Here is an 18,106-nt window from a genome sequence, read left to right on the forward strand (position 1 = left end):
GAAGGAAGGATAAGGTGCGCTGCAGCCGGCGCAAATTTCCGCCACTGCTCCCCGGCTCCCCCCGTCGAGACTGTTTTGGTAGCATAGATGCGGGCTTGCAAAAGCCTTTTTTGACGGTGAAGCCATGCCTTCAGTGTCCTTTCTTGCGCGAGGCCGGTTTCAGGATCCCATCTCCAGCGCAGACTTCAGCACGGATAGAGCGGCGGGAAGCAGAAGCGAGAGGCCCGACAGGAACAGGAGGAGAAAGGCCGCTCGCCGCATTGCCACTGGTGACAGGGGAGGCGGAAAGCGGCGCGCCAGTGTCGTGGCGGCGATGACGACCGGAATGGCGGTCAGCGCCCACCAGAACGAGGCGGAGGGAAGTTCGCCGCTTCCGGCGACGATGGCGAGGCGAATGACGGAATTGATGGCGAAAATTGCCACAAGCGTCTCGCGCACCGCGCTCGGCTTCAGCGGCTGGCGATAGAAATGATAGATCAAAGGCGGGCCGGATGTGGAGAACAGTCCGCCCATCAGGCCCGCTACGGCGCCGAAGCCGGCAAAGGATGAAGCACCCGAGGTCTTGGGAAGGACCTGCGGCTTCAGCGAGAGCTGGATGCTCGACGTGATGATCAGCGCGCCCAGCACAATCTTCAGCCAGTCCAGCGAGGCTGACACCATCAAGCCGAGCAGCCAGTAGCCGATGCCGAGGCAGAGCAAGCTCGCCGCCAGCGCCGGCCAGAACTGTCTGAATGCAATATCGCGCCAGCCTTTTGCGAGAACCTGGGCCGCATTGACGATCACCAGGATACTGACCAGCACGGCGGCGTCGGGCAGGGGCAGGATCCCCGTCAACCCGACCCCGCCCATCATGATGAGGCCGAGCGCAAAGCCCGTCAGGGTCTGCGTATAGGCAGCGATGAAGGCGATGCCGAGAAGACCCGCCAGCGCGTGCGGGCCCATGATCAGATCGTCCGCAGGGCGTCGAACAGGGCAGTCTCCGCCGCACCCGCGCGGTAGAAGACCGGCGGCGAACCGAGCGGCGAGGCGATCTCGATCTCCCGTCCGCCGGCATGCTTCTCTCCCGACCAGACATGCACCCAGGTCTCGTTCTTCGGCAGATAGACGCGGCGCGCCGTATCGCCCGCCTGCCATACAGGTGCAACCAGCAGGTCCCTGCCGTAAAGGTAGGCGTCCTGGATCGTGTAGGTGTCACGATCATCTTCATGATGCAGGAAAAGCGGGCGCTGGACGGGAAGACCGGTCGAAGCCGCCTCTGCCGACAGCGCCTTCAGATATGGGGCGAGATGAACATAGATGGAGGTCATCCGGGCAAAATGGGCAAGAACCTCCGGATCCTGGTCGATTTGCACATTGTCCAGCGGGCGGTTGCCTTCGTGACTGCGCATGACCGGCGTGAACGCCGCCATTTCGGCCCAGCGCATCAAGAGTTCCGGCGTCCGGACATTGCCGAACAGGCTCGTATAACCGCCGATATCGGAATGGTGATAGGCATTGCCAAGTAGACCGGAGGAGAGCGCGCCGCACATGACGGTCACCAGACCATCATGGCGGGAGAAGTCGACGGATTGGTCGCCGCCCCACAGGAGAGGGCAATGGGCCTGGACGCCGGTAAAGCCTGCACGCATGAAGAACAGTGCTTCCCCCGTCTGGCCCCGGCTTTCAACGGCACGGGCATTCACTTCCGCCCAGAGCGTCGGCCAGGCATTGTGCATCAGCTTGGCATCGACGCCATTGGCGAGCTTGACGTCGATCGGCAGATATTCGCCGAAATCCGCCATCCAGCCGGACAGGCCGAAGTCCAGCATGTTCTTGCCCAGCACCTCTTCCGCAAACCAGGCAGCTGCCTCGGAATTGGTGAAGTCGACGACCCCGCAGTCGAACTCGCCGAAATCCACAAGTGCCGTGTGCCCCGCCTCGTCCTTGGCAAAATAGCCTCGTTCTTCGGCGGCCGGATACAGTGTACCGTCGACGCAGATATAGGGATTGACATAGCCGAGGAAGCGGATTCCCTCGTCGCGCAGAGCGGCAATCTTCTGCCGGAGATGCGGGTAGCGCTCCTCATTGGCGCGCCAGTCCCAGAACAGGCGTGCGCCGAACGAGGTGTGGCGCAAGCCGATCCAGTCCTCGCACCACAGGCCCGAAACCTTGACACCCGCCTGCCGCATCGCCTCCATGCGTGTGAAAGAGTTGTCGCCGTCCTTCAGGCCAAGGATGGCACCGGAATAGACCCAGTCAGGCAGTTGCGGCTGGCGGCCGAAACGCTCGGACAGCTGCCCCACCAGCGCGACAAAGGTCGGGGCGGCAAAAAATTCCAGACGCTCGGGAATGGCCCAGACCTCGATTTCGTGGAAATCCGGGCGGCGGAAGTCGAAGACCAAATAGGCGGTCGTTTCGACATGGACCGCATATCTGCGCGAGGAGAGAAAGGTCGGTTGCGGATAATTGGTGTTGTAGTAGTCGCCGCCGGCGCGACCTGTCACATCGGATTTGAAGGTGATCTCGCTGGTCTTGTCACGACCCACGCCGGGTTCGGACGTCCAGAGGGGAAAACGGCGGCCGCGCATGTCGAAATAGGACATTTGCTCGCCACCGCCCCAGACATGTTCATCGCTGTCGGCGGTCAGACGCAACCAGACGCGGTTGATTTTCGCATCCAGCGCCTCGGTCACCAGATGGTGGCCGTCAAGGGTGATGACGAAGCGGGGATCCAGACCCTTGGCGGCAGAGAAGCTGAGGCGGTTTCCCTCGATCTCGACATGGACCAGCGCGGTCCGTTCGACGACATAGTCATCGATGTCGAAATTGCCGCGATACATGTCCATCCGCTCTTCGCCGTGCCCGACGAACAGGGCTGGGGATGCATCGGTGTGACGCAGGATTTCGCGGCCATCAAGGGTGAGCGAAAAGCCGCCGGGTATGAGGTCAAGCTGCATGGTCATGCTTTCTAGTTCTGGGTCAGTCCGGCATCGACGACGAAATTGGCGCCCGTGCAGCCATTGCTTTCGTCGGAACCGAGGAAGAGAGCCATGCGCGCGACATGGCTGGCATCCAGGCGGAATTTCAGCGCCTGGAGATCGATGAACTGCTGGTTCTGCTCCGGGCTGGTCCAGAGCTTCAACTGGCGTTCGGTAACAATGGCACCCGGCACGATGCAGTTGACGCGGATGCCATCGGCACCCAGTTCACGCGCCAGCGTCTTCGTCAGGCCGATAATGGCGGCTTTCGACGTCGTGTAGCCGACCATGCCCGGCCGCCCGCGCATGAAGGAGATGGAGCTGAACATGATGACGGATCCGCCGCCATTCTGCCGCATGCTTCTGCTTACCGCCTGAGTGACGAAGAACTGATGGTCCAGATTGAGCGCCAGCGCGCGACGCCAGTAATCCGGCTCCACCTCGTCCATGGCATGGCGATCATCCTTGCCGGCATTGTTGAGCAGGACGGAGACCGGACCATGATCGGCTTCAATCCGCTCGACCGTGGCGCGGGTGGCGTCAATATCGGTCAGGTCGCAGGAATAGAAGTTCGCGCCACTTGCCGCGGCCGTGGCAGCGCCGGCGGTCTGGTCGATATCGATGAAGGAGACCCGCGCTTGCTGCGCGCGGTAGGCCTTGACTATTTCTTCGCCGATGCCCGATGCGCCGCCGGTGATCAGCACATGGCGGTTTGCAAGCGATTGGTAGCGGACGGTATCATAAGGTGCGGACATGGATCTGTGTCTCACGCGTCGAGTTTGAAGTGCGGTTTTGCCAGGCCGGCGACGTCTGTGCGCATGGCGAACAGCGCTCCGGACAGCGGATATTGCGCGAGTTCCTCAGCCGGCCGGCCAATGCTGGCACTGGTGCAATAAAGGCTGCGCAGGTCCGGGCCGCCGAAGGTGACCATGGTCGGGCATTTCACCGGCACGGGATATTCCGCCAGCAGCCGACCGTCCGGCGCATAGCGCTGTACGCGGCCCCCTTCGAACAGGGCGGTCCAATAGCATCCCTCTTCGTCGACAGCGCCGCCGTCCGGCCGTCCCTTGTCGGTTTCGGAGCCGAATGTCGCAAACAGCTGGCGATTGCCCGCTTCACCTGTCATCACGTCGTAATCATAGGTATAGAGCGCGTAACGCAGAGTGTCGGAATGGTAGAGGCGGCGGCCGTCGGGGGAAAAGGCGACGCCATTGGAGGTCAGCAAGCGATCGGCGAGAACCGTCAGGCCGCGATGGTCGAACCGGTAGAGGCTCGCGATCGCGCGTTCCCGCGTCTCGTCAACCGTGCCGGCGATGAAACGTCCGGCAGGATCGACCATGCCGTCATTGAAGCGGCTGATCGACTGATCCTCGGGATTGTCCGCCAGTTTGCGGAGGCGCTCGCCTTGCGGCGAGAGGAGCCAGAGGCCGGAGCGCAGGCCGGCGATGAAGCCGCCACCCTCGGCCAGGCCGATGCAGCCGACCTCTTCCGGCAAGTTCAGCGTCTGCAGCGCGCCGTCGGCGGGATCAAAGCGGTGAATACGGCTCTTCTTGATGTCGACGAAAAACAGGACCTGTTCGTCGACGGACCAGAGAGGGCATTCACCGAGGTCGCAGCGCATGTACAGGACGGGAACGAAAGGACTTTCCACGTTGGCCATGTCAATAGGCCGCGGTGGGGGCGACGGCCGGCTTGTCCACGCCTTTCATCTGCCCGAGCCACTCATTCGCGCGGCCGGTCATCATGGCGATGTCCGAGGCAATGGCGGCATAATCATAGCCATAGCCGATGAAGCGCTTCACCATATCGGGATTGGGACCGACAATGCCGATCGGCTTGCCGGCAGCATGCGCATCCTTGGCGGCCTTTTCAATCAGCGCCTGGACCTCCGGATGGGCGATATTGCCGATATGGCCCATGGCAGCCGAAAGGTCGCCGGGTCCGACGAACAGCGCATCAATGCCCTCCACCGAAGCGATCTCCGGCAGCCGCTCGATCGCTTCGGGCGTTTCCAGCTGCACGATCGTGCAGACATCGTCATTGGCCGTCTTCAGATAGTTTTGAATAGTGCCGAAACGCGAACCGCGATGCACGGCGGCGACGCCGCGAATGCCCTGCGGCGGGTAGCGCGTGTAGGACGCGGCGGCCTTTGCCTCTTCCGCCGTCTGCACAAAGGGCAGCATTACGGTGCGGGTGCCGGCATCCATGCAGCGTTTGACCAGGACCTGATCGTTCCAGGCCAGCCGTACGACGGCATCCGCCGGCGTACAGCCGATGGCGCGCAGGATATGCGCAAGATCGGATACCTCGATCGGCACATGCTCCATATCGACGACGAGAAAGTCGAAGCCGGCATAGCCGAGCGCTTCGGCACTCGCCGGTGCTGCAGCCATCAGCCAGGTTCCGAGCGGCGTGGCGCGGTTCTTGTCGGTGAGCCAGGACTTGAAGGGGTTCAGTGTGCTCATGGACTCATCCTTTTTCAGAAAATGACAGGGTCCGGCACCTTGGCCGATCCGCTGAGGAAGTCGAAATCGCAGCCTTCATCCGCCTGGCTGACATGGCTCTGGTAAAGCGCTGCAAAGGAGCGTTCATAGATGCGCGCCGTCGGCTTCCAGACCGCCCTGCGGCGCTGCAATTCATCATCATCGACCCGCATGTTCAGCGTGCCGGCCGTGACATCGAGCTCGATCAGGTCGCCGGTCCGCACCAGAGCGAGCGGCCCGCCAACGGCGGCCTCCGGCGTCACATGCAGAATGCAGGTGCCGTAATGGGTGCCGCTCATCCGACCGTCGCAGATGCGCACCATATCGCGCACACCCTGTTTCAGCAGTTTCTTGGGGATCGGCAGATTGCCCCATTCCGGCATGCCGGGGGCGCCAACCGGGCCCGCATTGCGCAGGATGATGACGGTATCTTCAGTCACGTCGAGATCCGGATTGTCGAGCGTCTTGTTCATCGTGGCCGGATCGTCAAAGACAAGCGCCGGACCGACATGCTGCAGGAATTTCGGATTGGCGGCGGAGGATTTCATCACCGCCCCATTGGGCGCAAGGTTGCCGCGCAGCACTTCCAGCGTCTTGCCCCTGGAGAGCGGCACGACCGGATCCTCCTCGCCGCGGATGATGTCGTCGTTCCAGCAATCCGCATTGGCGATGTTTTCGCCGAGCGTCTTGCCGTTCACCGTCGGCCGTTCGAGATGCAGGTGAGGGGAAAGCTTTTTGAGAAGCGCGTTGAGGCCGCCGGCGAAATAGAAATCTTCCATCAGATATTCGCCGGACGGAAAGACATTGGCGACCACCGGAACCCTGCCCGCCATGGCGGACATGTCGTCGAGGGTCAGGCTGATGCCGGCGCGCCTTGCCATGGCGATCAGATGGACCGCAGCATTCGTCGATCCCCCCATGGCCATGTAGGCGACGAGACCGTTTTCGAAGCTTTCCTTGCTCAGAATGTCCGAAGGCTTCAGATCCTCCCAGACCATTTCGACGATGCGCTGGCCACACAGCGAGGCCATGCGCGGGTGACCGGAATCCACCGCCGGGATGGACGAGGCGCCCGGCAGGGTCATGCCCATGGCGTCGGCGATCGACGTCATGGTGGAGGCCGTGCCGATCGTGTTGCAGGTGCCCGCCGAGCGCGTCATGCGGCTTTCAAGATCCACCCAGTCATCCTTGGTGATGTTGCCGGCGCGCAATTCGTCCCAGTATTTCTTCGTATGCGTTCCCGCGCCGGTCTTGATGCCGCGCCACTGGCCGTTGGCCATGGGCCCGGCCGGGCAATAGATGACGGGCAAATCCATCGAGAAGGCGCCCATCAACAGGCCGGGAGTGGACTTGTCGCAGCCGCCGAGAAGAACGGCCCCATCAATGGGGTGGGAGCGCAGCAATTCCTCGCATTCCATGGCAAGGAAGTTCCGGTAGAGCATGGTCGTCGGCTTGACCATGACTTCACCCACCGACAATGCCGGCATTTCCACGGGGTAGCCGCCGGCCTGCCACACGCCGCGCTTGACGGCTTCCGCACGATCGCGCAGATGCGCGTGGCATGGGCTCATCTCGCTCCAGGTATTGATGATGCCGATGACAGGCTTTCCCATGAACTCGTCGCGGCGCATGCCCATCTGCTGCGTGCGCTGGCGATGCGCGAAACCACGCATGTCATCGGAGGCGAACCAGCGCTGGCTGCGCAGTTCCGACAGGTCTCTTCTCTTGGTCATGGCGTTAACTTATCCCTTGATGCCGCCCGCCGTGAGGCCGGAGACGACACGCTCCTGAAAGATCACGATCAGGATGGCGACAGGCACGATGCCCACCACCAGAGCGGCGGAAATGACGGGCCAGGGGAAGGCGAATTCGCCCTGGTAGAGCTGGATGCCGACGGGCAGGGTGCGCAAAGCCGGATTGGAATTGAAGGACAGGGCCAGCAGGAATTCGTCCCAGGCATTGACGAAGGCGAGAATGCCGGCGGTGAAAACGCCCGGCGCACAAAGCGGAACGACAACCTTGAACAAGGCGCCAAGGCGCGTGCAGCCGTCGATCATCGCGGCGTTCTCAAGGTCTCGCGGAATGCCCTCGAAGAAGGATACCAGCATCAAGGTGCAGACCGGCAGCGACAGGACGGTATAGGGCAGGATCAAGGCGATCCAGGTGTTGAGAAGGTTCAGCGTCCGCATGATCTCGAACAGCGGAACCAAGAGCGTGACGAGCGGAAAGGTCGAGACGGCGATGATTGCCGACAGGATCAGGCCGCGATAGCGCAGGTTTAGCCTTGCAATGGCGTAAGCCGCAAGGACGGCCACCAGAAGCGTCGTGCAGGTCGAGAGCAGCGCCACCATGAAGCTGTTGAACAGGAAGATGTGCAGCGGCTGATCGGAAAAGGCCTGCATATAGTTGGCAACCGTCGGCGCATGCGGGAACCAGGTGATCGGCTTGACCGTCAGCTCGGCTTCCGTCTTCAGCGAGGTGAAGAGGATCCAAAGTGCGGGAAACATGCCGTTCACCAGCAGTATGGATGCCGCAATCAGGCGCAGCGGCTTGCCGGTGAAGAAGGATTGGGGGCCGGAGGCTGTTACCTGGCTCATGGCTTAGTCCTTGGTCCGGATGATGCGGAGATAGACGACGGTGACACACATGGAGAGCACGAACATCACCACGGCGAGGGCCGAACCGTAACCGAGATCGAGGAAGGAGACGGTGTTCTGGTGAATGTACATGGCGAGCGTGGCGGTCGAGGTGCCCGGCCCACCGCCGGTCATCATGTAGGGAATGTCAAAGGTCTGCAGGGCGGTGATGGTGCGGAAGATCAGGGCCACGACGATGGCCGGCTTCAGGAGCGGCAGCGTGATTTCGAAAAACTGGCGAATGCGTCCGGCGCCGTCCACATCGGCCGCTTCGTAGAGCGAGCGGGGGATGGTCTGCAGGCCGGCCAGGATGATCAGGGCCATGAAGGACGAGGTCTTCCAGATGATGGTCAGACAGATCGCCGCGAAAGCCAGGTTGGGCGAGTTGAACCAGATCACCCCCTCGATGCCGAACCTTGCAAGCACATCATTGACCACGCCATATTCGGAATGGAAGAACCATGCGAAAATCAGGCCGGCAAAGGACAAAGGAAGCGCCCAGGGGATCAGCAGCGACAGGCGCACCGGCCATTGCGTGCGAAACGGCAGATTGGCAAGCAGCGCCAGGGCCATGCCGACAACAAGAGCTCCGGGCACCGTGATGAGGGTGATGAGAACCGTGTTCCAGGTCGTTTCCCAGAAGACGGGATCGGTAAACATCAGCTCGTAGTTTTCCAAGCCGACGAATTCCGCCGGCAGCCCGGAGGTCAGCGACAGCGAAAAGAAGCTTGTATAGCCGAGCCGCAGCACCGGATAGACGATGATCAGCAAGAGCAGGATCGCCGTCGGCGCCAGGAGGAGGACTGCAAGCGCCCGATCGCTCAGGTCCAGCCAGCGGGACCATGCCGGCGGCTGCTTCTCGATCCTGTCGGTGATGGAAAGTGTTGAGGGTGTCACCGCTGCAGCTCCCGCATGCAAGACGAAATCAAAAGATGAAGATGAGCAAAGGCGACCGACAATCGATCAATCCCTGCGCATCGGCTCCGGAAGCGGTCGGACCGGCCGCTTCCGGATGTTCGAGAGGCGATGCCGCGCTTAGCGGATGATGCGCCGCAGACGCGCTTCGATCTGGGCTGCGCCATCTTCCGGCGTCGTGACGCCGGCCAGAACCGCATTGACGGTCGTGCGGATGACTTCGCTGACTTCGTTGTAGCGCGGCGTCACAGGGCGCGGCTTGGCGGTTTCGACGACCTGCTTGGCATCGGCGAACCACGGGGCCGCCTTCAGCACTTCGGCATCCTGGTAGAGGCTAGAATAGGTCGGTAGCAGCGAGCCGTTGACGGCCATGTGCTTGGAGGCTTCCTGGCTGGACAGGAACTCGACGAGTTTCTTGGCCTCGTCCTTGTGTTCGGAAAAGGCCGATACGCCCCATTCCCAACCGCCAAGGCAGGTGGACGATTCACCGCCGGCTACGGCCGGAAGGCGCGTGACGCCGACCTTGTCCACCACGGCCGATTCCTTGCCCTGCGACTGCGCCCAGGCATAGGACCAGTTGACGGCGAAGACGACGTTGCCGGCCTGGAATTCCTTGCGGGTATCGTCGGTCGCAACTTCGGCGATGTTCTTCTTGGAGATGCCTTCGTCGACCATGCTCTTCCAGAGCTTCAGGGAATTGACGGCCGCCTGCTTGTCGAAGGTCAGCTTGCCGTTCTCGACGAGGTTCTTGCCCTGGCTCCAATAGGGCAGGAGGAAGGTGCAGACCGCGCCTTCGATCGCCTTGCCCTGGAAGGAGAGGCCCTGCAGATCCGGGTTGTTTTCGCCGCCATTGATCTTCTTGACCGCGGCCTTCAGCTCATCCCAGGTCTTCGGCGGCTCGATGCCGTATTTTGCAAGAAGATCCTTGCGGTAGTAGAGGAACATGGAATCGGCGAAAGCGGGCAGGGCAACGGCCTTCTCGTCGACTGTATTGGCCTCGGCATAGGCCGGCAGGTAGACCGCCATATCCTTGTTCTCGAACGGCACGGTCCAGCCTGCCGCGGCGAACTGGGCAGGACGGATAACGTCGAGGATCAGAACGTCGAGCGAGGAATCCTTGGCCGACATGATCGTGTTGAGATATTGCGCCTGCGCTTCCGACGTGTTGCCGCCGGTCTCAATCGTCACTTTGGTGCCGGGATTGGCGGCCTCGAACTTGTCGAGGACCTGGCGCCAGACCTGCGGCTGATGCTGGCTGGAGATATAGACCTTCAGTTCGGTATCGGCGAAGGCCGGTACGGCAAGACCGAAGATGGTGGCGGACAGCAGCGCCTTCGTCAAAATCGAATATTTCATTGAACTTCTCCCAATTTACGTCCTGTACGCGGGCCCCGGTAACTCCCCCGCGCGCGGAGTATCATGCGATGGCGCGTTCGCTCGCGGCATCGAAGAGGTGAACTTTCGACGGATCGAGGCCGAGCCGCAAGGTGGTGCCCACCTTGGGACGCATATCGGGCGGCATGCGCGCCGTCAGCATCTCGCCGCCGATGAGGAAATGGACCAGCGTGTCGGAGCCCAGCGGCTCGACGACCTGCACATCCGCCGTCAGCGTCATCGCAGGATCGGCAAGCGTCACGAAATGTTCCGGACGGATGCCGACGATCACCTCGCGGCCGTCTTCCATGTTCTGCTTGCCGGCGGCGAGCATCGACAAGGGAATGCGGTCGCCATTGGCAAATTCCAGGGACCCGGCAGCGACCTTGGCGCGCGCGAAGTTCATGGCCGGCGATCCGACGAAACCACCGACAAAGACGCTTTGCGGCTTGTTGTAGACGTCATCGGGCGTGCCGACCTGTTCGATGTCGCCACCGCGCAGGATGACAATCCGGTCCGCCAGCGTCATCGCCTCCACCTGATCATGGGTTACGTAGATGATGGTGGTGCCGAGCTGCTGGTGGAGGCGCTTGATCTCGGTGCGCACCTGACCGCGCAGCTTGGCATCGAGGTTGGACAGCGGCTCGTCAAAAAGGAAGACCTGAGGCCGGCGCACGATCGCGCGGCCCATGGCCACGCGCTGTCTCTGGCCGCCGGAGAGCTGGCCGGGCCGACGATCCAGCAAATGACCTATGCCCAGCATCTCGGCGGCTTCGTTGATGCGGCCTTCCGCATCCTTCATGCTGACGCCGCGCACCTTGAGGCTGAAGCCCATGTTCTCGCGGACGGTTTTGTGCGGATAAAGGGCGTAATCCTGAAACACCATGGCGATGTCGCGCTCACGGGGCGCCAGACGGTTGACGACGCGATCGCCGATACGGATCTCTCCGTCGGTAATGGCCTCAAGCCCGGCGATCATGCGCAAGGTTGTGGATTTGCCACATCCGGACGGACCGACGAACACGACGAACTCGCCATCCTCGATCTCGAGATCGATTCCCTTGACGATCCGCAAAGCGCCATAGCTCTTATCAAGCTTGCGAAGGCTAACCGAAGCCATTCCTACCTCCCGACCGCCGGACGCCATATCCGGCCGCATTCCAATTGGACGCCATCATAGCGCTACGATTTCAAAATGCAATCCGGCTCTTTCTGCCTTTTCACAATTTACCTACCGTCTCCGATCTGTCGAAATTTGAGCAGAAAAAACATGAGCTTCCTTATGTCAGGCTACAATTAGTCGTTGCCCTGAGGCGACCGAAAGGATAGATTTCGCATCGTAGCGCTATGCGGAGACTGGTATGTCGGAGGATGTCAGATCGGATTTGGAGCGGCCTGTGCGGCAGCGGCGCAAGATGCAAAGCGTCACGATGACCGATGTCGCCGATTACGCAAAAGTCTCGCCATCCACCGTGTCGCTCTATCTGCGGCGGCCCGAGGCGGTTTCCGCAAGCGCCGGCAGCGCCATAGCGCGCGCCATCGACAAGCTGAATTACGTGCCGAACCTCGTCGCCGGCGGTTTGGCGGCAGCCTCCTCGCGCGCCGTCAGCATCATCGTTCCGTCGGTCCGCAATGCCTTCTTTGCTGAAACCGTCGCGGCCATGCAGACGGCACTGCGCAAGGAAAGGCTGCAGGTCATCCTCGGCCATACGGAATATGACGAGCGCGAGGAGGAGGATCTGGTGCGCACCGCGCTCTCCTGGGCGCCGGCCGCCATCGTGGTGACGGGTCTTTCGCACAGCGAGACCACACGCCGGATGCTGGGCAATGCCAAGGTTCCGGTAATCGAGATCTGGGAACTGGGCGGTCCGCAGATCGATGCGGCGATCGGTTTCCATCATGATCAGGTGGGCGCTGCGGCGGCCCGCCATCTCCTGCAGCAGGGAAGGCGCCATCTGGCCTTTCTCGGCGCCCGCATGCACGAGGACCGCCGTGCCAAACTCCGCTGCGATGGCTTCATGGCGACCGCGCGGGACGCCGGTGTCGTCGCCGAGGTCGTGCAACATCCCGATGCCTCCTCGGCCGATGTCGGCGCCATGCTCTTGTCGGAGACGATGCAGCAGCTGCCGCAGACCGACGGGATCGCCTGCTCGAATGATCACGTCGCGCTTGGTGTCCTGTTCGAATGCCAAAGAATGAGCATTGCCGTGCCGGAGAGACTGGCGACGATCGGCTTCGGAGACCTGAGCTTCAGTGCCGCCTGCAACCCGCCGCTCAGCACCATTCGGCCCTCCGGCGACCTGATTGGCCGCGAGGCCGCACGCCTGATCCTGGAGCAGCTTGCGGGGCGGGCACCGCAGCCGCAAACGATGATCGACACACGCTTCACCCTTCTGCATCGGCGCAGCAGCTAGCGCGAAGGGAGACGGACTGCGGAACCCAGGTCTCGAGGCGACGTTCCCCGAAGGCACATTCGGAGAGCCTCATGTCCCGCGCCCGCATCTCGGTCATTGTCCTGCTTGTTCTTCTCGTTCTGCTGATGGTGGCTGCCCCCTCCATGCTCCTCCTGACCTTCGCAGGCCTGCTATTTGCAATCCTGTTGAATGCGGGCGGCTCGTATGTCGCGCGCTGGACGGGGCTCGGTGACCGAACAGGCGTCCTGGCATTCACGTTCATGATCTTCGCGACGCTGATCGTTCTCGGCTTCTGGTTCGCCCCGGCGGTCGGGGAGCAGATCGACCAGCTATCCGATGCCGTTCCCAAGGCCATAGCGCGGCTGGAAACCTGGCTTAGCCATTATCAATGGGGGCAGGACATGATTTCACGGCTATCGGTGGAGGATCTGTTGACCGGCAGCCTCCGGTCGACCGCCACCTCTGCCGTCACCACGACCTTTGGCGGGCTCGGCAATATTGTCATCATCCTGTTCATCGGCCTTTATGGCGCCCTGGAGCCGCAGATTTATCAGCGCGGGCTTCTGGCGCTACTGCCGCCTTCCGCGCGCGCGCGCGGCGAGGATGTTCTGCAGAAATCGGTTTCGCGGCTGCGGCATTGGCTGAAGGCGCAATTCCTTTCGATGACCGCGGTAGGCCTCCTTACCGCCCTCGGTCTCTGGGCGATCGGCCTGCCTTTGCCCCTGCTGCTCGGCCTGATGGCGGCGCTGCTGGCCTTCATTCCGAATATCGGGCCGATCCTCGCCTGCCTTCCCGCCCTTTCGCTTGCCCTGCCGAGCGGCATGACGATGGTGATCTGGGTGTTGATCGTTTATACCGCCGTACAAACGGCCGAGAGTTATTTCCTGACGCCGCTCATCCAGCGCCATGAGGTGCATTTGCCGCCGGCACTGATCCTCTCCGTGCAGATTCTGCTTGCCGCACTGTTCGGTATTCTCGGCCTCGCGCTGGCAACGCCGCTGACGGCGCTGGCCATTGTCCTCGTCCGGGAAATCTATGTACGCGATTATCTGCGCGGGGGAGAGGCGCCGGTCGAAGAGGCATGAGCCGTCACTTCGTCGGTGACGGCTCCAGTAGCGGCTTCTTCAGGCGAGAATGCGTACCGGCACTGATTTGGAGGCCGGTGTCTTCGACTGGATGTCGTGATGCGACAGCGGGATCAGCCAATTGAGTTCCGGATAATAACCGCCGACACAACCATCGGGAAGATCGAAGGGAATGACCTTCAATCCCGTGACGCCCCGCGGCTTGCCATCCTCCGCATCCGAGGCGAGGCCAACGATCTGGCCCTCCTTCAGGCCGGCGCGCTCCATCTCCTGCGGATTGATCAGCAGGACATCGCGCGTTCCTTCGATGCCGCGAAGCCGGTCGCTGAAACCATAGATGGTCGTGTTGAACTGGTCATTGCTGCGCAGCGTGATCAGCCTGTAGCGCCCAGGCTTGTCGGGAAAGCCGGTGGCCGACAATTGCTGCGGCACGCTGAATTCGGCCCGCCCGCTTTCCGTCTTCCAGATCCGTTCACGAGCGCTGTTGCCGCGGTAGAAGCCGCCGGCGGTGAACATGCGTTTGTTGAAATCGTGGAATTCCTGGGGGTAGGTCGTCTCGATGAGATCACGGACCTTTGCGTAATCAGCCTGCCATTCGTCCCATTTGACGCTGGGATTGGGCGGCAGCGTGGCTTTTGCGATACCGGCGACAATGGCAAGTTCCGAGAGGAGATGCTCGCTTGCAGGCTTGCGCTTGCCAACCGATCCGTGGATGCAGCTCAGGCTGTCTTCCATCGTCACCGTCTGCGGGCCGCTGGCTTGCATATCCTCTTCAGAGCGCCCGAGGCAGGGAAGCAGATAGGCCACCTGCCCATTGACCAGATGACTGCGATTGAGCTTGGTTGCGATCTGCACCGTCAGCCGCATGCGCGTCCATGCCTCTTCCATCGCTCCGCGTTCCGGAATCGCCCGGATGAAATTGCCGCCGAGGCCGAAAAACGCCTTCACGTCGCCGGCAAGAATGCCCTCGCAGGCATCCACGGTATTGAGGCCTTTTTCCATCGGCGGATCGAAATCGAAGAGTTTCGCCAATTTCTCCATCGGGACCAGCTCCGGCTTTTCCGAAATGCCGACCGTTCGCTGGCCCTGGACATTCGAGTGACCACGGACCGGGGAGACGCCGGTCCCGTCGCGGCCGATATTTCCCTTCATCAGCAACAGGTTGACGAGCATTGCAATATTGTCGAAGCCGTGGACCTGCTGCGTCAGCCCCATTCCGTAAATGCCGATCACCCTCTCGGCCTCGACATAGACCTGGCCGGCCTCCTGCAGGGCTTGGCGGGTCAGGCCGGAATTCGCCTCGATCTCGTCCCAGCTGGTGGCGCGCACCTTCTCGACGAATGCATCGAAGTTATGTGTATGGCTCTTGATGAAGTCATGATCGAGAACGCTTTCGCCACGCGCCTGTGCCTCATCCTCCTTGGCAAGAACATGCTTGCAAAGGCCCATGATCGCGGCGATATCGCCGCCCGCCTTGACCTGCAGATACTGACAGGAGATCGGCGTTTCGTCTCCGGTCAGCATTTCCGTCGGGCTCTGCGGGTTGATCATCGAGATCAGCCCCTTTTCCCGCACCGGATTGAAGGTCACGATTCGACAGCCTCTCTTCACGGCTTCCTGCAGGGGGTGCAGAAAGCGCGGGCTGTTGGATCCGGTATTCTGGCCGAAGAAGAAGATTGCGTCGCAGGTGGAGAAATCCTCGAAGACGGAGGTGCCAACGGAGGCGCCAATGACCTTTTTCAGACCGACCGAAGTCGTCTCGTGACACATGTTTGAACTGTCGGGAAGATTATTGGTGCCGTAGAGCCGCGCAAACAGGGCATAGAGATAGGACGTCTCCAGGCTGGCGCGTCCCGATGCATAGAAGACCACCGATTTCGGGTCCAGCTGTTTCAGCTCCCCGCCGATCGCTGCAAAGGCCTCCTCCCAGGAGCAAGGCACATATTTGTCCTGCGCCCGGTCCAGGCGCATGGGATGCGTCAGGCGTCCCTGTTGTTCAAGATCGTAATCATTCCACGATTGCAGCTCAGTCACGGTGTGTTTAGCGAAGAAGTCGGGCGTGCAGCGGCGGGAGGTCAGTTCCCAGAGCGTTGCTTTCGCGCCGTTCTCGCAAAACTCGAAGGTGTTGTGCTTGGCCGGCTTGGTCCAGGCACAGGAGGTGCACATGAAGCCGCCCGGCTTGTTCTGGCTTGCCAAGGTCTCAAGCGCGCCGGGTGTCGGCCATTCCTTGCCGAAGATGCGGGAGATGCCGCGAAGCGAACCCCATCCGCCTGCCGGGCCATCATATTTCACCGTTTCGTGGTCGGACATGGCGCATCTCCCTGTTTGCCGGTCATATGGTGTCCCGGCAACTATGGAACAGACGCCAAGGTTCCCCCGTCGACAGCGTCATCGGGTCGCAGCCGCTGTTTCCGCTGCGCGAAGACAGCCTGCCTTGATCACTCGGAGAGATAGCGTTCGGCAAGCCGGGCCCAGAGAGCGGCACCGACAGGGATATTGGCATCGTCGAAATTATAGCGGGGATTGTGCAGGAAGGCCGAGTCAAGCCCGTTGCCAAGGCGTACGAAACTGCCGGGGCACTCTTCCAGCATATAGGCAAAGTCCTCGCTGCCGGGAATAAGCGGGCACAGGCTGACCTTGTCTTCGCCGAGAAGCTCCTCGGCCACCTGCCGTATGAGAGCCGTCTCCGCCTTGGAATTCACGACGACCGGAGTCCCGCGCATATAATCCACCTCCACACGGGCGCCATGGCCTGCGGCAGTGGACGTCGCAAGCGAGGTAATGCGGTCCTGCAGCCGGTCTCTTATGCCTGCGTCGAAGGAGCGGATGCTGAGCGCCAGCGTCGCTGTCTCCGGAATGACATTGGCGGCCTCGCCGGCATGAATGGCCCCCACGGTCACCACAGATGTCTGCGTGGGATCGATGCTGCGCGAGACCACCGATTGCAGCGACACGACCAGCAGGCAGGCGATGTAAACGGGGTCGATGGCCAGGTGCGGGCGCGAGGCATGGCCGCCTCTGCCGATCACGGTAATGCGGGCGGTATCCGAGGCCGCCATGATGGCGCCTGGCCTTATCATGATATGGCCTTGCTCGACGCCTGGATGATTGTGCAGGCCGTAGACGGCATCGCAGGGAAAGCGCGTGAAGAGGCCGTCGGCGATCATCCGCTGCGCGCCGCTCCGGCCGCTCGCCTCTTCAGCCGGCTGAAAGATGAGGTTCAAAGTGCCGGAGAAGCGTCGTGTGCGCGCCAGATATTCGGCGGCTGCCAGGAGCGTGGTCGTGTGACCGTCATGGCCACAGGCATGCATCTTGCCCGGGCTCGTGCTGGCATAGTCCAGGCCGGTCTCCTCCAATATCGGCAGAGCGTCCATATCTGCGCGGATGCCGATGCTTCGCGATCCCGTCCCCACTTTCATACGAGCCACGAGGCCGTGCCCGCCAATGCCGGTCGTCACCTCGTAGCCGAAGGCTTGCAGCTTTTCCGCAACGAAACGCGCCGTCTCCACTTCCTCGTGGGATAGTTCCGGATGCGCATGCAAATGCCGGCGGATGGCCGTGAACTCGGCATGAGTCGCTTCGAAGTCGGAAAGACGGGCATAGGCATTGTCGTGCGGCATGTTGGACCTCGCTGTTGTGCATCGCGGACTCGATATCTTTGGGAGGCATCATAAACAGCGATGGTGGCAAGGGTCACCCTGTTTCGCATTGACCGCGCGTGAGCGCCGTGGGCGGGGCCACAACTCCCCAGCCCTCGAAATATATACATTCACAAGTACATCGTGTTCTAGATTCAATATTTTTCAATATTTCTTCCTGAAAATCCGCGAATGGCAAACGGAAACTTCGGTTATTGCCTGATACGCTGCAGTATATATTGCAAGATTATAATTTAGACATCCATCATGATCAGGACCAGGCTACCTGTAGGCTTTTTTTACTGAGTGTCTGTCGGATTGGATGCCGAGATCAGGAAAGGAGAGAATATGTCGACGGAACAACCCGCACCCCGCCGCCGGATGTTGAAGAGCGCGCGGCTTGTCTTCAACGGCGGCCACAGCGCGCTGAGCTGCGTTCTGCGCGACATGTCGGAAACAGGCGCCCGCGTATCTCTCGAAAACACGATGGATGTGCCGGATGAGGTGCAATTGCTGCTGGATGACGGTACCCGCCATGAATGCCTGGTTGCGCGCCGGCAGCTCAAGGAAATCGGCCTGCGCTTTCGCTGACCGCTTCCGTCGA

The 18,106-nt window shown here is 61.4% G+C and carries 15 protein-coding genes; 3 read left to right on the plus strand and 12 right to left on the minus strand.

What is annotated here, in order from left to right:
* Positions 1-159 precede the first annotated feature (159 nt).
* The 10 genes from QTJ18_RS04035 to QTJ18_RS04080 form a co-directional block, all read right to left on the minus strand.
* Entirely contained in the window at positions 160-942 is a 783-nt protein-coding gene (locus QTJ18_RS04035; RefSeq protein ID WP_252753293.1) for a sulfite exporter TauE/SafE family protein, read from the minus strand.
* 2 nt (positions 943-944) lie between these two features.
* Positions 945-2,936, minus strand: a complete 1,992-nt coding sequence (locus QTJ18_RS04040; protein ID WP_252753325.1) for an alpha-glucosidase — start codon at positions 2,934-2,936, stop codon at positions 945-947.
* 11 nt (positions 2,937-2,947) lie between these two features.
* Positions 2,948-3,712 (minus strand): SDR family NAD(P)-dependent oxidoreductase, encoded by a 765-nt coding sequence (locus QTJ18_RS04045; RefSeq protein ID WP_252753292.1) that lies wholly within the window; start codon positions 3,710-3,712, stop codon positions 2,948-2,950.
* A gap of 11 nt (positions 3,713-3,723) precedes the next feature.
* A complete protein-coding gene (locus QTJ18_RS04050; RefSeq protein WP_252753291.1) occupies positions 3,724-4,617 on the minus strand; it encodes an SMP-30/gluconolactonase/LRE family protein in 894 nt (297 codons plus the stop codon).
* Between the two features lies 1 nt (position 4,618).
* The gene (locus tag QTJ18_RS04055) at positions 4,619-5,422 is read right to left on the minus strand and encodes an HpcH/HpaI aldolase family protein (RefSeq protein ID WP_252753290.1); all 804 of its coding nucleotides are present in this window, start codon (positions 5,420-5,422) and stop codon (positions 4,619-4,621) included.
* A 14-nt stretch (positions 5,423-5,436) separates the two neighbouring features.
* Entirely contained in the window at positions 5,437-7,173 is a 1,737-nt protein-coding gene (gene araD / locus QTJ18_RS04060; RefSeq protein WP_252753289.1) for an L-arabinonate dehydratase, read from the minus strand.
* Positions 7,174-7,182: 9 nt separating this feature from the next.
* A complete protein-coding gene (locus QTJ18_RS04065) occupies positions 7,183-8,037 on the minus strand; it encodes a carbohydrate ABC transporter permease (protein ID WP_252753288.1) in 855 nt (284 codons plus the stop codon).
* A gap of 3 nt (positions 8,038-8,040) precedes the next feature.
* Positions 8,041-8,973 carry a carbohydrate ABC transporter permease gene (locus QTJ18_RS04070; RefSeq protein ID WP_252753287.1) on the minus strand — a complete coding sequence of 311 codons (933 nt, stop codon included), beginning with the start codon at positions 8,971-8,973 and terminating at the stop codon, positions 8,041-8,043.
* A gap of 138 nt (positions 8,974-9,111) precedes the next feature.
* A complete protein-coding gene (locus tag QTJ18_RS04075; protein ID WP_252753286.1) occupies positions 9,112-10,347 on the minus strand; it encodes an ABC transporter substrate-binding protein in 1,236 nt (411 codons plus the stop codon).
* A gap of 61 nt (positions 10,348-10,408) precedes the next feature.
* Positions 10,409-11,485, minus strand: a complete 1,077-nt coding sequence (locus QTJ18_RS04080) for an ABC transporter ATP-binding protein (protein ID WP_252753285.1) — start codon at positions 11,483-11,485, stop codon at positions 10,409-10,411.
* A 241-nt stretch (positions 11,486-11,726) separates the two neighbouring features.
* On the opposite strand from QTJ18_RS04080, the gene QTJ18_RS04085 reads away from it, so the two are divergent.
* Together QTJ18_RS04085 and QTJ18_RS04090 are read left to right on the plus strand one after the other, a co-directional pair.
* Entirely contained in the window at positions 11,727-12,779 is a 1,053-nt protein-coding gene (locus tag QTJ18_RS04085) for a LacI family DNA-binding transcriptional regulator (RefSeq protein ID WP_252753284.1), read from the plus strand.
* Between the two features lie 71 nt (positions 12,780-12,850).
* The gene (locus QTJ18_RS04090) at positions 12,851-13,864 is read left to right on the plus strand and encodes an AI-2E family transporter (protein WP_252753283.1); all 1,014 of its coding nucleotides are present in this window, start codon (positions 12,851-12,853) and stop codon (positions 13,862-13,864) included.
* 39 nt (positions 13,865-13,903) lie between these two features.
* Here QTJ18_RS04090 and QTJ18_RS04095 read toward each other — a convergent pair whose 3' ends face one another.
* Together QTJ18_RS04095 and QTJ18_RS04100 are read right to left on the minus strand one after the other, a co-directional pair.
* Positions 13,904-16,174, minus strand: coding sequence for an FdhF/YdeP family oxidoreductase (locus tag QTJ18_RS04095; RefSeq protein WP_252753282.1), 2,271 nt, complete (start codon positions 16,172-16,174; stop codon positions 13,904-13,906).
* Positions 16,175-16,302: 128 nt separating this feature from the next.
* Positions 16,303-17,484 carry a M20 aminoacylase family protein gene (locus QTJ18_RS04100; protein WP_252753281.1) on the minus strand — a complete coding sequence of 394 codons (1,182 nt, stop codon included), beginning with the start codon at positions 17,482-17,484 and terminating at the stop codon, positions 16,303-16,305.
* Positions 17,485-17,850: 366 nt separating this feature from the next.
* Here QTJ18_RS04100 and QTJ18_RS04105 point away from each other — a divergent pair, with 366 nt between their 5' ends.
* A complete protein-coding gene (locus tag QTJ18_RS04105) occupies positions 17,851-18,093 on the plus strand; it encodes a PilZ domain-containing protein (protein ID WP_252753280.1) in 243 nt (80 codons plus the stop codon).
* The last annotated feature ends 13 nt before the right edge of the window (positions 18,094-18,106 follow it).

Origin of the sequence: Rhizobium sp. SSA_523, assembly GCF_030435705.1 — a bacterium.
GTDB lineage: Bacteria > Pseudomonadota > Alphaproteobacteria > Rhizobiales > Rhizobiaceae > Neorhizobium.

Excerpts from the sequence above, each read along its gene's own strand:
- QTJ18_RS04035 (WP_252753293.1), bottom strand. The coding sequence starts at position 942 with ATGGGCCCGCACGCGCTGGCGGGTCTTCTCGGCATCGCCTTCATCGCT.
- QTJ18_RS04040 (WP_252753325.1), bottom strand. The coding sequence starts at position 2,936 with ATGCAGCTTGACCTCATACCCGGCGGCTTTTCGCTCACCCTTGATGGC.
- QTJ18_RS04045 (WP_252753292.1), bottom strand. The coding sequence starts at position 3,712 with ATGTCCGCACCTTATGATACCGTCCGCTACCAATCGCTTGCAAACCGC.
- QTJ18_RS04050 (WP_252753291.1), bottom strand. The coding sequence starts at position 4,617 with ATGGCCAACGTGGAAAGTCCTTTCGTTCCCGTCCTGTACATGCGCTGC.
- QTJ18_RS04055 (WP_252753290.1), bottom strand. The coding sequence starts at position 5,422 with ATGAGCACACTGAACCCCTTCAAGTCCTGGCTCACCGACAAGAACCGC.
- araD (WP_252753289.1), bottom strand. The coding sequence starts at position 7,173 with ATGACCAAGAGAAGAGACCTGTCGGAACTGCGCAGCCAGCGCTGGTTC.
- QTJ18_RS04065 (WP_252753288.1), bottom strand. The coding sequence starts at position 8,037 with ATGAGCCAGGTAACAGCCTCCGGCCCCCAATCCTTCTTCACCGGCAAG.
- QTJ18_RS04075 (WP_252753286.1), bottom strand. The coding sequence starts at position 10,347 with ATGAAATATTCGATTTTGACGAAGGCGCTGCTGTCCGCCACCATCTTC.
- QTJ18_RS04080 (WP_252753285.1), bottom strand. The coding sequence starts at position 11,485 with ATGGCTTCGGTTAGCCTTCGCAAGCTTGATAAGAGCTATGGCGCTTTG.
- QTJ18_RS04085 (WP_252753284.1), top strand. The coding sequence starts at position 11,727 with ATGTCGGAGGATGTCAGATCGGATTTGGAGCGGCCTGTGCGGCAGCGG.
- QTJ18_RS04090 (WP_252753283.1), top strand. The coding sequence starts at position 12,851 with ATGTCCCGCGCCCGCATCTCGGTCATTGTCCTGCTTGTTCTTCTCGTT.
- QTJ18_RS04095 (WP_252753282.1), bottom strand. The coding sequence starts at position 16,174 with ATGTCCGACCACGAAACGGTGAAATATGATGGCCCGGCAGGCGGATGG.
- QTJ18_RS04100 (WP_252753281.1), bottom strand. The coding sequence starts at position 17,484 with ATGCCGCACGACAATGCCTATGCCCGTCTTTCCGACTTCGAAGCGACT.
- QTJ18_RS04105 (WP_252753280.1), top strand. The coding sequence starts at position 17,851 with ATGTCGACGGAACAACCCGCACCCCGCCGCCGGATGTTGAAGAGCGCG.